This window comes from Variovorax sp. J31P179 (assembly GCF_030316985.1).
GTDB lineage: Bacteria > Pseudomonadota > Gammaproteobacteria > Burkholderiales > Burkholderiaceae_C > Variovorax > Variovorax ginsengisoli_B.
This window is the reverse complement of sequence record NZ_JASZYL010000001.1, coordinates 271,178-284,409: the sequence shown is the minus strand read 5'-3', so window position 1 is coordinate 284,409 and position 13,232 is coordinate 271,178. Positions and strand designations below refer to the sequence as shown.

At 65.4% G+C, this 13,232-nt stretch carries 13 protein-coding genes and 1 pseudogene; 5 read left to right on the top strand and 9 right to left on the bottom strand.

The genetic code is table 11. The features are described from left to right. Positions 1–20: 20 nt before the first annotated feature. Entirely contained in the window at positions 21–1,079 is a 1,059-nt protein-coding gene (locus QTI17_RS01450; RefSeq protein WP_286530592.1) for a beta-keto acid cleavage family enzyme, read from the bottom strand. Positions 1,080–1,104: 25 nt separating this feature from the next. Then, entirely contained in the window at positions 1,105–1,953 is an 849-nt protein-coding gene (locus QTI17_RS01445; protein WP_286530591.1) for a TauD/TfdA dioxygenase family protein, read from the bottom strand. Between the two features lie 143 nt (positions 1,954–2,096). On the opposite strand from QTI17_RS01445, the gene QTI17_RS01440 reads away from it, so the two are divergent. From QTI17_RS01440 to QTI17_RS01430, 3 genes are all read left to right on the top strand, one after another. Further along, positions 2,097–3,095 (top strand): AraC family transcriptional regulator, encoded by a 999-nt coding sequence (locus QTI17_RS01440; protein WP_286530590.1) that lies wholly within the window; start codon positions 2,097–2,099, stop codon positions 3,093–3,095. After that, a complete protein-coding gene (locus QTI17_RS01435; protein WP_286530589.1) occupies positions 3,095–4,696 on the top strand; it encodes a SulP family inorganic anion transporter in 1,602 nt (533 codons plus the stop codon). Before QTI17_RS01440 ends, QTI17_RS01435 begins: the two co-directional genes overlap by 1 nt. Before the next feature lie 87 nt (positions 4,697–4,783). After that, on the top strand, positions 4,784–5,860 hold the full coding sequence (locus QTI17_RS01430) for an alpha/beta fold hydrolase (RefSeq protein ID WP_286530588.1): 1,077 nt from the start codon (positions 4,784–4,786) through the stop codon (positions 5,858–5,860). A gap of 4 nt (positions 5,861–5,864) precedes the next feature. On the opposite strand, the gene QTI17_RS01425 is transcribed toward QTI17_RS01430, so the two are convergent. The 4 genes from QTI17_RS01425 to modA are packed head-to-tail and all read right to left on the bottom strand — an operon-like array spanning position 5,865 to position 8,168. After that, positions 5,865–5,999: a hypothetical protein gene (locus tag QTI17_RS01425; protein WP_286530587.1), complete on the bottom strand. Its 135-nt coding sequence runs from the start codon at positions 5,997–5,999 to the stop codon at positions 5,865–5,867. A 35-nt stretch (positions 6,000–6,034) separates the two neighbouring features. Further along, positions 6,035–6,724 (bottom strand): sulfate/molybdate ABC transporter ATP-binding protein, encoded by a 690-nt coding sequence (locus QTI17_RS01420; RefSeq protein WP_286530586.1) that lies wholly within the window; start codon positions 6,722–6,724, stop codon positions 6,035–6,037. Position 6,725: 1 nt separating this feature from the next. Continuing rightward, a complete protein-coding gene (modB, locus tag QTI17_RS01415; protein ID WP_286530585.1) occupies positions 6,726–7,388 on the bottom strand; it encodes a molybdate ABC transporter permease subunit in 663 nt (220 codons plus the stop codon). An 18-nt stretch (positions 7,389–7,406) separates the two neighbouring features. Next, positions 7,407–8,168 carry a molybdate ABC transporter substrate-binding protein gene (gene modA / locus QTI17_RS01410; RefSeq protein ID WP_286530584.1) on the bottom strand — a complete coding sequence of 254 codons (762 nt, stop codon included), beginning with the start codon at positions 8,166–8,168 and terminating at the stop codon, positions 7,407–7,409. A gap of 150 nt (positions 8,169–8,318) precedes the next feature. On the opposite strand from modA, the gene QTI17_RS01405 reads away from it, so the two are divergent. Next, entirely contained in the window at positions 8,319–8,924 is a 606-nt protein-coding gene (locus QTI17_RS01405; protein ID WP_286530583.1) for a lipid-binding SYLF domain-containing protein, read from the top strand. 18 nt (positions 8,925–8,942) lie between these two features. Here the strand turns inward: QTI17_RS01405 and QTI17_RS01400 are convergent. Next, positions 8,943–9,380, bottom strand: a pseudogene (locus QTI17_RS01400) (Bug family tripartite tricarboxylate transporter substrate binding protein); the annotation flags it as partial. Positions 9,381–9,396: 16 nt separating this feature from the next. Here QTI17_RS01400 and QTI17_RS01395 point away from each other — a divergent pair. Beyond that, entirely contained in the window at positions 9,397–10,776 is a 1,380-nt protein-coding gene (locus tag QTI17_RS01395; RefSeq protein WP_286530582.1) for a tyrosine-type recombinase/integrase, read from the top strand. Between the two features lie 493 nt (positions 10,777–11,269). Here the strand turns inward: QTI17_RS01395 and QTI17_RS01390 are convergent, their stop codons facing one another. After that, positions 11,270–12,286 (bottom strand): phospholipase D-like domain-containing protein, encoded by a 1,017-nt coding sequence (locus QTI17_RS01390; protein WP_286530581.1) that lies wholly within the window; start codon positions 12,284–12,286, stop codon positions 11,270–11,272. Positions 12,287–12,336: 50 nt separating this feature from the next. Next, the gene (locus tag QTI17_RS01385; protein WP_286530580.1) at positions 12,337–13,077 is read right to left on the bottom strand and encodes a toll/interleukin-1 receptor domain-containing protein; all 741 of its coding nucleotides are present in this window, start codon (positions 13,075–13,077) and stop codon (positions 12,337–12,339) included. Positions 13,078–13,232 lie beyond the last annotated feature (155 nt).

Below are 13,232 nucleotides of genomic sequence, written 5' to 3'. Positions count from 1 at the left end.
GTCTCCTCGGGATGTATTTCTTATGCGGCCTTGCGCAGGAAGCCCTGCTGGCGGCCAGGGGCGTTGGGTGCGAAGCCGTTGGCGGCCAGCGCTTCTTCCGCCGTGTCGTAGAACACGCCGATACGGCAGATCTCGCGCGCCTGCTTCGCCGTCGCGATCGGGCGGCCCAGCTCACCCGAGATGCGCACCAGCTGCTCGATCTGCTTGGCGGTGCCGATCTTGGCGGTGCGCGTCTGGTTCCACAGGTTGTCTTCGGTGCCGGTGCGCACGTGCAGGCCCGCGGCGATGCCCCACATGTTCACGGGCAGCGTGTTGAGCACCGAGCTTTCGACCGTCAGCACCGCGCCATCGGGCACGCCGCGCACGAAGTTGGCCAGGGTGTAGAGGTTGGGCGAATCCATGCCGCCGCCGATGGCCACCCAGTTCAGCACCAGCGGGCCCTTGTAGACGCCGCGGCGGATCAGGCGCTCCACGGATTCGAGGCTGTTCTGGTTGTAGCACTGGAACTCGCTCTGGATGCCCGCGGCGGTGAGGCGGCGGATGTGCTCCTCGGCCCAGCCGGGCTGCGCGGGCACGGTCATTTCCTTGTAGGCGTTGAAGACCACCGGGTCTTCCAGCGAGCTGCCTTGCACGTCGCGGTGGTCGAACTGCTCCAGGAAGTTCATCTGCGCGGTATTGATGGTCACCGTCACCTGGTCGGGCTTGGGGTCCAGTTCGGCCAGCATGTGCCGCGTGTCGTCGCTGAGCCACTTGGCCGCTGCGCCATCCGTCTCGGGGGCGAAGCTGATCGAGCCGCCGACCTGGATGATCATGTCCGGCACGCGGGCGCGCACGCCGGCGATCAGTTCGTTGAACTTGGACAGCCGCTTGCTGCCCTTGCCGTCCAGTTCGCGCACGTGCAGGTGCAGCACCGTGGCGCCGGCGTCGTAGCAGTCCACCGCCATCTGGATCTGTTCTTCCATCGTCACCGCGATTTCGCCGGGGAAATCCGAGGGCACGTAGGAAGGCGCATAGGGCGCGGCGGTGATGATCAGGGGTTGCATGTTCTCGGGGAACAGGTGGCCGTCGAGGAAGTTCATGGTGGTTTCTCCTTGGGGGTAGGGGTCAGGCGGTGGGGGTGCCGATGATTCCGGCGCGTTCCATCCGGCGATGGCAGGGGGCGTAGTCCATCACCGCGTAGTGCTGCGTGGCGCGGTTGTCCCAGATGGCGACATCGTTGGGCCTCCAGCGCCAGCGCACCTGGTACTCCGGAATCGCGGCCTGGCTGATGAGGTACTGGAGCAGCTGCGCCGAGCCCGGCGCGAAATCCTGTCCGACGCGCACATTGGCGGCGGTATGGAAGTTGGTGAAGTGCGTGGCGAAGCCGCACACGAACAGCACTTTCTCGCCGGTCTCGGGGTGGGTACGCACCACGGGATGCTCGGCGTCGGGGTACTGGGCGCGCAGCGCGTGGCGCTTCTCGATCGGCATCGCCGCACCGAAGGTGCATTCGATGCTGTGGCGCGCGCGCAGCGGGGCGATCAGGTCCTTGATGTGCGCAGGCAGCTTCTCGTAGGCCAGCGCCATGTTGGACCACATGGTGTCCCCGCCCACCGGCGGGCACTCGATGCAGCGCAGCACCGCGCCCATGGACGGGGCCTCGCGCCAGGTGCCGTCGGCGTGCCAGGAATTCTCGTAGCGTTCGGCCGGGCTCTCGGGCGACTTGTAGATGCGCACCAGGCCGGGGTGGTCGGGATCGCTGCCGACGACGGGGTGGTCTTCCAGCTCGCCGAAGCGGCGCGCGAAGGCCACGTGGTCGGCGCGGGCGATATCCTGGCCGCGCAGGAACACCACCTTGTGCGCCAGCAGCGCGGCCCTGATCTCGGCAAACAGGCCGGCGTCATGGGCCGCGTCGGCCAGGCTGACACCTGAGACTTCTGCGCCAATGGCGCCAGTCAGTGGTTCGATACGCATCGTTGTCTCCATCGGGAGGATCGGGATTGGATCTGTCGTCCAGTGGGCGCAACTGTAGGAACGAGCGGGCTTCCACGCTTTGCATTTCGTGCCACCGGCTGTACTCTTCGTGCCAGTTCGGGTTTCCCCAGGAGGGGCCGCAGATGGTGACTTTGGTGCGAGCAGCGGCCCTGACCGGCTTTGCCGAGGTCATGCACGCCCTGGGCGGCGACGCCGACCGGGCCCTGCGCCGCGCCGGCCTGCGGCGAGCGCTGGTTCGCGAGCCGGACCAGCTCATCGAGGCCGCGGTGGCCGCGCAACTGGTGGAGGACGCCGCCGCGGCCACGCAGTGCGACACCTTCGGCCTGCGCATGGCCGAATCGCGCCAGTTGTCGCACTTCGGCGTGCTGAGCCTGCTGTTGCTGCACCAGGCCACCTTGCGCCAGGCGCTGGCCACGCTGATCGCCTACTCGCACCTGCTCAACGAGTCGCTCGCCATCCAGATGGAAGATGCCGGCAGCATGGTCATCCTGCGCGAAGACATCGTGGCCGCGGGGCCCATGCCGCAGTCGGTGGACCTGGCGATCGGCGTGCTCTACCGCACCTGCGCGGCCTTGCTGCACGAGCGCTGGCGGCCTCAACGCGTGTGTTTCGGCCACTCGGCCCCGAAGGATCTGGCCGTGCACAAGCGGTTGTTCGCCTGCCGCGTGGAGTTCGACGCGGAGTTCAACGGCATCGTCTGCAAGGCGGCCGACCTGAACGAGCCCAACCTGCTGGCCGACCCCGCGCTGGCGCGCTACGCCCAGACGCTGGTGGACACCCAGTTCGGCAACCGCGACGCCAGCACCGCCCAACAGGTGCGCCGCGCCATCTACCTGCTGCTGCCCTCGGGTCGCGCCACTTGCGCCGGCGTGGCGCAGGGGCTGGGCCGCAGCATGCGCACCCTGCAACGCACGCTGGACGCCGAGGGACTGTCGTTCACGGCACTGCTCGACCAGGTGCGCCGCGAGCTCGCGCAACGCTACCTGGCCAACCCGCGCTACGACATGGGTCAGATCGCCGTCATGCTGGGCTACGGCAGCCACAGCGCCTTCTCGCGCTGGTTCGGCGCCCAGTTCGGCTGCGCGCCGCAGGCGTGGCGCAACAGGCACCGCAGGCCATGATGAAGGCACCCACCCGCCTCGCCGACCTGGTGGCCGGCACTTCGATCGCCGGCCTGCTGCTGCCCGAGGCCGTGGCCTACTCGGGCCTGGCCGGGCTGCCGCCGCAGGCGGGCGTGATCGCGCTGCTGGTGGGCCTGTTCGTCTACGCGCTGCTCGGCAGCAGCCGCTTCGCGATCGTGTCGGCCACCTCGTCCTCGGCCACCGTGCTGCTGGCGGCCACCAATTCCATGGGCGCGGTGGATCCGGCGACCCGCGCCGCGCTCAGCGTCGGCGTCGTGCTGCTGGCCGGCGCGTTCTTCGTGGCGGCGGCGCTGGCGCAGCTGGGGGCGGTCTCGAGCCTGATCGCCAAGCCGGTGCTGCGCGGCTTCGCCCTCGGCCTGGCCTTGACGATCGTCGTCAAGCAGCTGCCCAAGGTGCTGGTGGTCCATCCGGGGCATGGCGATTTCTTCCCGCTGGTCGCGGAGCTGGCGGCGGGCTGGCGGCAGTGGAACCTGGCCGGCGCCGCGATGGCGGCCATCGCGCTGGTGCTGATGCGGGCGCTGGCGCGCTGGCGCGCCGTGCCGGCGGCGCTGCTCGTGATCGTCGCGGGCATCCTGCTCGACCGCGCCGGCTGGTGCCAGGCCTGGGGCGTGTCGCCGGTGGGGCCGATCGTGATCGGGCTCGGCGAGCCGGCACTTCCGACGCTGGACCGGGCGCACTGGCTGCGCCTGGGCGAGCTGGCCTTCGCCGTGGCGCTGATCCTCTATGCCGAATCCTATGGCTCGATCCGCACCTTCGCGCTGCGGCACGGCGACAACGTGTCGATCAACCGCGACCTGCTGGCGCTGGGCGTCGCCAACATCGGCGCCGGATTGCTGCAAGGGATGCCGGTGGGCGCCGGCTATTCGGCGACCTCGGCCAACGAGTCCTCCGGGGCGCAGAGCCGTGCGGCCGGCGCGATCGCCGGGTTGGTGGTGCTGATCGCGGTGCTGACCCTGCTGCCATGGATCGCGCACATTCCCGAGCCGCTGCTGGCCGCGATCGTGATCCACGCCGTCAGCCACAGCCTGAGCCCGACCGTGCTCAAGCCGTATTTCAGGTGGCGGCGCGACCGGCTGATCTCGATCGTGGCGGTGGTCGCGGTGCTGCTGCTCGGCGTGCTCGACGGCTTGCTCGCCGCCATCGGCGTGAGCCTGCTGCTGCTGCTGCGGGGCTTCGCCCGCACGACGGTCAGCTGGCTCGGCCGGCTCGGCCAGAGCCACGACTACGTCGACACGGCGCGCCATCCCGAGGCGGTGGTGCCGCCCGCCACCCTGATCGCGCGGCCGGAGGTGCCGCTCTTCTTCGGCAACGCCGAGGCGGTGTTCGCGAGCATCCGCAACCGCATCGACGCCACGCCCGGCCTGCAACGCTTCGTGCTGAGCCTGGAGGAGTCGCCCGACCTGGACGCCACCACCATCGAGGCCCTGTGCGACTTCGCCGCCTTCGTCCGCGCGCGCCGGGCCGAGCTGGTGCTGGCGCGCGTCAAGGACCGGGTGCGCGACCTGCTTGCGCAGGTGGGTTCGCCGGACCTTCCGGCGGCGGTCTATGCGAACTGGAGCGTCGACGACGCGGTGCACTGAGGCATCGGGCCCGATGCCGTTGGCAAGCCGCGGCTTTGCGAATAGGCTCGCCGCCGGACCAGACACAACCAGAACGGAGACATTCGCATGGCACTCTTCAGAACGCTGCGTGGCATCGCAGGCGGCTTGCTGCTCACCCTGGCCGGGCTCGCGACCGCGCTGGCGGCGGACCCGCCCGCAACCCGGGAGGGCGACTGGGTCGCGCGCGACTTCCGCTTCCACACCGGCGAGGTCATGCCGGCCCTGAAGCTGCACTACACGACGATCGGCTCGCCGTCGAACGAAGCGGTGCTGATCCTGCACGGCACCGCCGGCAATGGTGCGAGCATGTTGTCGGCCGCCTTCGGCGGCGAGCTCTTCGGCCCGGGCCAGCCGTTGGACGCGAGCAAATACTTCATCATCCTGCCGGACGGCCTCGGTCACGGAAAGTCGTCCAAGCCCTCCGACGGGCTGCGCGCGAAGTTCCCGCAGTACGACTACGACGACATGGTGCTCGCGCAATACCGGCTGGTGACCGAGGGCCTGGGCATTCGCCACCTGCGGCTGGTGCTGGGCAACTCGATGGGGGGCATGCAGACCTGGATCTGGGGCGTCCGGTATCCCGACTTCATGGACGCGCTGGTGCCCATGGCGTCCCAGCCCACGGCCATGGCCAGCCGCAACTGGATGATGCGGCGGCTGATCATCGACAGCGTCCGCAACGACCCGGCATGGAACGGCGGCAACTACACGGTCCAGCCGACGGCGCTGAAGACCGCCAACGCCTTCTTCGGCATCGCCACCAGCGGCGGCTCGCAGGCCTACCAGAAGCTGGCCCCGACCCGGGAGGCGGCCGACAAGCTGCTCGATGGCCGGCTGGCCGCTCCCTTCACGGCCGATGCGAACGACTTTCTCTACCAGTGGGAGTCCTCGGGCGACTACGACCCTTCGGCCGGCCTCGAACGCATCCGGGCGCCGCTGCTGGCCATCAATTCGGCGGACGACGAACGCAATCCGCCGGAGCTGGGCATCATGGAGCGCGAGCTCAAGCGGGTGAAGAATGCCCGCCTGTTCCTCATACCCGCCAGCGAGGACACCCGGGGCCATGGCACCACCGGCATGGCGAAGTTCTGGAAGGCGGAACTCAAGCAGCTCCTCGACGCCGCGCCAGCCAGGCGAGATTGAGCCGTCAGTTCAGCGGGCGCACCTCGATGCGCTTCAGATTGCGCACGTGCCGAGGGCCGGTCTTCAGGTCGGCCGCGGAGATGAGCGCGATGCGAGCCTCGCGCTCGTCGAGCGGTTGGCCGTCGCGCTCGAACAGCACCAGGACGCCTTCGCGCCCATCGGATCAGCGGCATGTCAAACGGCTCCTGGAAGGGGGTCGCAATCGACGATTCGACCGTTGTCGATACAGATCATGTCCTGCGCCAGCGCTTCCACGTCCTGCGGATCGTGCGTCACCAGCAGCGTCGGCACCTGCACGCGCTCGAGCATCTCGGCCAGCTCGTGTCGAAGCCGCTTGCGCAACGGCGAATCCAGCGCCGACAGCGGCTCGTCCAGCAGGAGCAGGCGGGGCTCGATGGCGAGCGCCCGGGCCAGCGCCACGCGCTGCCGCTGGCCGCCGGACAGGTTGCGCGGCAGCGCGCCGCGCAGGCTCGCGAGATCGAACTGCCGGATCAGCGCGTCGACGCGCCGTGCGTGCCCGGCATCCACGCGCTGGCCGAGGCGGCGCAGGCCGAACTGCAGGTTCTGCTCCACCGTCATGTGCGGGAACAGCGCATAGTCCTGGAACACCACGCCCACCCGGCGCTCGCGTGCCGGCAGGTCGATGCCCCGCGGTGTGTCCAGCAGCGCCTGCCCGCCGACCCGCACCCGGCCGCGCGCCTGGGGCAGCAGGCCGGCGATGGCCTGCAGCACCGTCGACTTGCCGGAGCCCGACGGCCCGATCAATGCGGTGCGCTGCGACGCTGCGGTGAAATCGACGTTCAGTTCGAAGCTGCGGTCGGGCGAATGCAAGGTGAGCTGCAGCTGGACTTCGAGCGCGGCCATCTCAATGCCTCGCCTGCAGCAGCCGGCCAGAGGCCACGAGGACCCCGATACAGACCAGCGAGATCACCAGCGTCAGCCACAGGGCCTGGCGGTCGTTGCCCGCCTGGACCGCCTCGTAGACGGCGATCGACAGGGTCTGGGTCTTGCCGGGCAGGTTGCCGGCGATCATCAGCGTCGCGCCGAACTCGCCCATGGCGCGCGCGAAGGCCAGCATGACGCCGGCCGCGATGCCGCGGATGGCCAGCGGCAGCGACACTCGCAGGAAGACCTCGAGCTCGCCGGCGCCGAGGGTTCGCGCGGCATTGGCGAAACGGCCGTCGACTTCCTCGAAGGCGGCCCGCGCGCCCTTGTAGACCAGCGGCAGCGAGACCACCGAGGCCGCGATCACCGCGCCCTGCCAGGTGAAGATCAGGTTGATGCCGAACCAGCGGTCGAGGTACTGGCCGAGGATGCCGTTGCGTCCGATCAGCACGATCAGGTAGTAGCCGATCACGGTCGGCGGCAGCACCATCGGCAGCATCAGCAGCGAGTCGACGACGCTGCGGCCGGGGAAGGGCCGGCGCGCCAGCCACCATCCCAGCGCGATGCCGATGGCCGCGGCGATCAAAGTGGCGAACAGTGCGACCTTGAGCGTCAGCCAGAGCGGGACGAACAAGGCGTGCATGTGCTGCCCGGCGCCGCGTCAGGGCTTCGAGAAGCCGTAGCGCTGGAGGATCTCCTGGCCCGGCGCGCTGCGCACGAAGGCGATGAACTCGCCGGCCAGGGCGGCGTTCTTGCTGCTGGCGATCTGCGCGATCGGATAGGTCACGGACGTGATGGTCGGGATCGTCAGCACGATGCGGGTCTTCTCGGGCTCGATCAGCGCGTCGGTGCGGTAGACGAAACCGGCATCGACCTCGCCGCGGGCCACGTAGTTGAGCACCTGGCGCACGCTCTCGCCATAGATCCAGCGCGATTGAAGCTGCGCCGTCAGGCCGGCCTTGTCGATCGCCTCCATGGTGTAGCGCCCGACCGGGACAGTCGCCGGCGTGCCGGTCGAGATGCGCTGGAACGACGGGTTCGTCAGGTCCCCGAGCTGCTTCGGGGCCTGGGTCGAGGCCGCAGGCACGATCAGCACCAGCGTGTTGGCCGCGAAGTCGACCCGCGTCGCCGGCGCGATCAGGTTGGCGCTGGCCGCGCGGTTCATGGTCTCCTGGTCGGCCGACGCGAACACGTCGACCGGCGCGCCTTGCTGGATCTGGGCCAGCAACGGTCCCGATGCCGCGAAGTTGAAAGCGACTTTCGCGCCCGGCCGGGCTTGCTCGAAGGCCTTGCCGGCCGCCTGAAAGGCGTTCGTCAGGCTGGCAGCGGCGGAGACGATCAATTCCTGCGCGCTGCAAGCGGCGCTGCCCAGCAGCAGCGTCGCGACCAGGGCCGCGCTGCGGAGCCTCGGGAAAATCGTCATTGCCGGTTCCTCTCGATCGCTATTCAATTTGGGAATAGCGATGATAGCAAGCCATTCGTCCGGAGATGAAATGCCTCCCGCCCCACCCGCCGCCGCGGCACAATGGCACGCCCGAGCCGCCGCTCCTGGCTCGCTCCATAGGACTTCGACATGCACCGTCTTGCCTGGATGCTCTTCCTGCTGCCCGTCCTGCTGTCGGCCTGCGCCTCGGGATCGTCTCAAGGTGCCAGTTCGGTGCAGCCCACCCTGCCGGCTGCCGAAGTCCCGAAAGCCAAGGCGGAGATCCTCGCCATGCGCGACCGGACGCTCGAAGAGCTCTTTGCGCAAAAGCCGGAGGCCCGCGACGAAGTGGCCAAGGCGGTCGGCTACGCGGTGTTCGACTCCTCGCAGATCAACGTCCTTCTCTTCGTCGGGGCGCGCGGCACCGGCGTGCTGGTCGACAACGCGACGCGGGCGAACACCTTCATGATCGCAACGCGCGCCGGTACCGGGCCGGGCATCGGCTACAAGGATTTCCGGCAGGTGATGGTGTTCAAGAACCGCGAGGTGTTCGACCAGTTCCGAAAGCTGGGCGCCGACGTCGCCGCATCGGCCGACGCCACCATGAAGCTGAACACAGCGGGCGCGTCGGCCGACATGTCGACCTCCTTCAACCCCTTCGTCTCCACCTACCAGTTCACCGACAAGGGCGTCCTGCTGCAGGCTAACTGGGGCGGCGCCGCCTTCGTGCCCTACGCGCAGTTGAATCAGCCCTAGCGCGGCGCCAGCCGATCCTCAGGCGTCGACCTTGACCTTGCCGTCGCGCACCACGCGCGCCCACTTGTCGATCTCGCTCGAGATGAACTTGGCGAACTTGTCGCGCGAGCCGCCGCCGTCCTCGGCGCCGTAGGTGTCGAGGCGCTCCTGCACATCGGGCATCGCCAGCACCGTGTTGACGTCGCGGTTGATCTTGTCGGCGATGGCCGACGGCAGCTTGCCGGGGCCGGCAAGGCCGTACCAGGTGGTGGCTTCGAAGCCCTCGAAGCCCTGTTCCTGCATGGTCGGGATGCCGGGATGGCCCTTGGCGCGCTTGAGCCGCGTCTGCGCCACGCCGATCACCTTGCCGCTCTTCACGTGCGGGGTCGCGGCGGTCATGGTCTCGAAGCTGTACTGGATCTGGCTGCCCATCAGGTCGGCCAGCAGCGGCCCGCTGCCCTTGTAGGGCAGTTTTAGGCCATAAAATACGACCTTGGCGACAGCGAAGAAAGGTGATTTCTCCTATGAAAACAGGGTCACCCGCTGTCACCGAGGTGAAGTCGAGGATAAGGCATCTCCGCCCAATTTACAGGTACTAGCTCAGGTACTTGCCCGCTTCGCCTCCTCAACCCTTCGACGGACGAAGTACATGGCCCACAAGATCGACACCCCCGCAGCGCGCACGAAGCTCCCGACGCGCCGCGCCCCCTACTGGCATCAGGTCCGCACGAATCGCTTCGTGGGCTGGCGCTACATGACCGAAGGCAGCACCGGCACCTGGGTCGCCAAGGCCCAGGAAGGCCGCAAGGAACGCTTCGAACCCCTGGGCAAGCTGGCCGACATCGCAGACAAGGATCGCTTCGCGGCAGCGCTGAAGTTGGCGGGCAAGTGGTTCGACGCGATCGAGGCCGAGGGCGCCGGGGCCACGCTGATCCCGTCGCGCATGACGCTGCAGCACGTGCTGCTGGAATATGTTGCAGCGCAGCGCGCGACGAAGGGTGCCAAGGCAGCGCACTCAGCCCAGAGCCGCTTCGAACTGCTGATCGCGACCTACCCCAAGGAGGGCGCCGATTCGTGGCTCTACCGCCCCCTGTCGAAGATCACCAAGGCCGAATTCGTGGCGTGGCGCGCCTGGATGTCGGCGCTGCCCAAGGACCCGATGAAGCTGAACAAGACCGAGGCCGAAGCGAAGCCCCGCAGCGGCGCGACCGTGAATCGCGACATGGCGACCTTTCGCGCAGCGCTGAACCTCGCGCATCGCACGCACGGGATCGCGGACGTGTGGAAGGCAGCGCTGAAGCGCGACCTCGCAGCCGACGAAGGGCGCGGGCCTGTCGTGTACCTGACGATCGATCAGCGTCGCGCGCTGATGGCCGGCGCGCAGGAGGTCGCGCCTGACGTGGTGCCCTTTCTGCGCGCCCACCTGATCGTGCCCGTGCGCCCTGGTGCGTTCGCGCAGATGACTGTGAAGGACTACGACCGCCGCGCGCATGCGCTGTGGGTCGAAAAGGACAAGGCGGGCGCCAAGCGCTGGGTGCCGCTGCCCAAGGACAAGGCCACGATCGACTTCATGCACGCCTGCACGAAGGACAAGCTGCCGATGGCGCCCCTGTTCTGCAATGACGCGGGCCAGCCCTGGAACTTCGGCCGCTGGAATGCGGCGATCAAGCTGGCCGCCGCGCAGGCGAAGCTGCCGAAGGAACTCACGATGTACTGGCTGCGCCATTCGCGCATCACCGACCTCGTGGAACTGAACATGCCCCTGTCGCACATCGCGACGATCGGCGGCACGTCCAGCGCGATCATCGAAAAGCACTATGGGCACCTGCGCGGCGACGCAGTGCAGGCCGCGCTGATGGTCGCAGGCTGCTGAAGGCCCCCGCAGACCCTGCAGCGCGTTTTCCCGATACGGTGCAGGGGGTAGACGCCCTGAAAGCCCTGCGCTCTGCAGACGTTTTCCCATGTCCCTGCTGTCCCCGAAATACAGGAAGGCGCAGCGCGGCGACAGCGGGATGACGATCAGGAACGAGGCCCGTAAGGGCGCCCGCGTAACAGCAACGGGTGGTCGCGACCATCAGCGTGAAGGGACAGCCGGGCGCCAGTGTGCGGGTCGCCCGGCTGCCTTTCGTCACCTCTGCGGCCAGGCGCTCCGACTGGATCAGGTTGGGGCAGCACGCCCACCGCGACCTCTGCATAGGGCTTGCGGCCAGTGCTTTGCGCACCAACTACGACCGTCGCACCTGTCGAGCAGCTTCAAAGTTGTTGCTTCTGTCCCGCCCTGTGCTCAAGCTTGCCGCCCTACGCGAGGACTTGCACAGCCGGAAAGGGCCCCAAACGGACAATGCAGAAACCTATCTCCGGCACTATCAGATTTTAGCAATTAGCGCGGCCGTCCGGGGCATGAGCGCAAGTTGTTCAGCCGCAATTGACTGCAAATTTATCTGGCATCCAGAATTCGATTGATCGACGTCAATGAGGCTTCCACCTGTCGCATTAGGTCGAGTGAGAACCTTGCTCACTTGAGCCCAAGGGGTACTAGTCTTAAGTGAAACTACTTGCAGCACCGACCATGGCGTATGCAGCGGAAGCGGATTTCCATTTTCCAAAACAAGTTGGACAACTTCGGCAAAAATTGCATCCAGCTTGGCCGCATCAATTATCGCCGCGCGCTTCACCGCCTCTTGTTGTGGCCGTCTAGCTCTCTCTCCCGTCGCGTTCGTTGTCGAGGTGTCGCTTTCTTTGTCCTCTGAGGGATTTCTCCAAATCGTGTTGCCAGGAGTTATTGCTCGAAAAATAGGCTGCTCGATATGAGTTGACACCGTTGCGGCAAAATTGGCTTTAATTTTCTGATTTGTTGCAGTAATTTTTGGTAAATTTCTAGCGGAGTCTTTAGATTTATTCAGATCAAGCCATTTGACGAATTGTTCAAGTTCGAAAATGTCTATGACGTCCGTTTCCGACCAAATGGCATCAAACCATCTGTTGAGCTCGGAGATAGATTGACTTTCATCGGCAAACATCCCGATCTCGGCTCTCCCCAAAATGCCTTTTTCCGTGAGGTTTGCAGAGCCAAAATATGCGCTGTGCTGTCCGATCGCGGCTTTTGCGTGGAGCAAATCGCAATGATGGATTGCGCCGTGATTGCTTTTTACAAAATGCACCACTTTGCCTCTGTCGTCCCCTGTCAAAGACATTAACCAAGCGCTTATGTCGGTGACCAGTTTCCAGTTGTCAGAGAGTCCAACTATTCGCCGCAAATAGTTGATGCCGATGTACGGGCTCGCCAACTTCAAATGGCTTCCCTTGGCGGCACTCACGATTGCTTGGTCAAAAACCGAAACCGCATCCTCGGCAGAAATATTGTGGTAGAGAATCTTGTTCATGTCGGCCTCACTCCCCTCGGGACTGCAGATCTCAGAAGCTGCCAATACTATTAACCATAAATTGCCGGATCAAATCCAGGCGCATCTAGATCAAAACCGTATGATTTGCAAAGTTTTTTCATTTGTCCCTGCATTTTCTTGGTGAGCGGGATTACGTCTGGATTTCGATAATAAAGCGCGCTTGCAACTGCAAGAATAATTTCCTTTTTTGTGCGCGGTCTGTTGTGCACATACAAGGGAAAATAGCTATCCGGAAACTCAGCAGCCTCGAACAAATTAAATGCTCCACCATCCTCTTTGTTCGCGTATAGCTCGCCGCAGCCTTGCAGAAATCGCCACTGCGGATTCTCGTAGCTAGGCGAAATTCCGCGAGTTGGGCAGCCTTGATAAATGATATCCGCAATTTTTTCCGAGATAGAAGCCAAGCCCTCCGTGCTTCTGAGGGCAATGATTCCCGACAGTCCCGGGTTCCATTCAGAAATTTGCGACTTCTCAACCCCATGCCACAAAGGAAATAGCCTTTTTTGATCTTCAATGTGCTGACGGTGCAGCACATCTAGTTCGTAGCTGGTCCGTCTTTTGGCCAAATATGAGGTTGACAGAAGTAGCAATCCATATTCGGATGCCATTAGACCGGCATTAATAGAGTCAAGCAGTTTGTCGCCAACTTTTAGGGACAACGGCGCAAACCAACTGGTGATTCCGAGGAACCTTAGAGAGCCTGCTAACTCCGTCGCGTACGCCTCATCTTCGGAAGCGTAGGAAATAAACAGATGATAGGGTTTGCTCATTTTGGTTTGTTTAGCTGGCTTGAGACAAGACTCGAGCGATGAGCCGACCAAACACATTGAGAACGTACTGCATCGCTAGCTTCTGAAAGGGGGGGCGAGGGGGCAACGTCTGGTCTGGCCGGAACCGGCCCGGCAGGAGGATGCCACAGGCCTCC

Coding starts and splice junctions, on each gene's coding strand:
- QTI17_RS01450 (WP_286530592.1), bottom strand. CDS start 1,079: ATGAACTTCCTCGACGGCCACCTGTTCCCCGAGAACATGCAACCCCTG.
- QTI17_RS01405 (WP_286530583.1), top strand. CDS start 8,319: ATGCACCGTCTTGCCTGGATGCTCTTCCTGCTGCCCGTCCTGCTGTCG.
- modB (WP_286530585.1), bottom strand. CDS start 7,388: ATGCACGCCTTGTTCGTCCCGCTCTGGCTGACGCTCAAGGTCGCACTG.
- QTI17_RS01385 (WP_286530580.1), bottom strand. CDS start 13,077: ATGAGCAAACCCTATCATCTGTTTATTTCCTACGCTTCCGAAGATGAG.
- QTI17_RS01390 (WP_286530581.1), bottom strand. CDS start 12,286: ATGAACAAGATTCTCTACCACAATATTTCTGCCGAGGATGCGGTTTCG.
- QTI17_RS01435 (WP_286530589.1), top strand. CDS start 3,095: ATGAAGGCACCCACCCGCCTCGCCGACCTGGTGGCCGGCACTTCGATC.
- QTI17_RS01430 (WP_286530588.1), top strand. CDS start 4,784: ATGGCACTCTTCAGAACGCTGCGTGGCATCGCAGGCGGCTTGCTGCTC.
- QTI17_RS01420 (WP_286530586.1), bottom strand. CDS start 6,724: ATGGCCGCGCTCGAAGTCCAGCTGCAGCTCACCTTGCATTCGCCCGAC.
- QTI17_RS01445 (WP_286530591.1), bottom strand. CDS start 1,953: ATGCGTATCGAACCACTGACTGGCGCCATTGGCGCAGAAGTCTCAGGT.
- modA (WP_286530584.1), bottom strand. CDS start 8,168: ATGACGATTTTCCCGAGGCTCCGCAGCGCGGCCCTGGTCGCGACGCTG.
- QTI17_RS01440 (WP_286530590.1), top strand. CDS start 2,097: ATGGTGACTTTGGTGCGAGCAGCGGCCCTGACCGGCTTTGCCGAGGTC.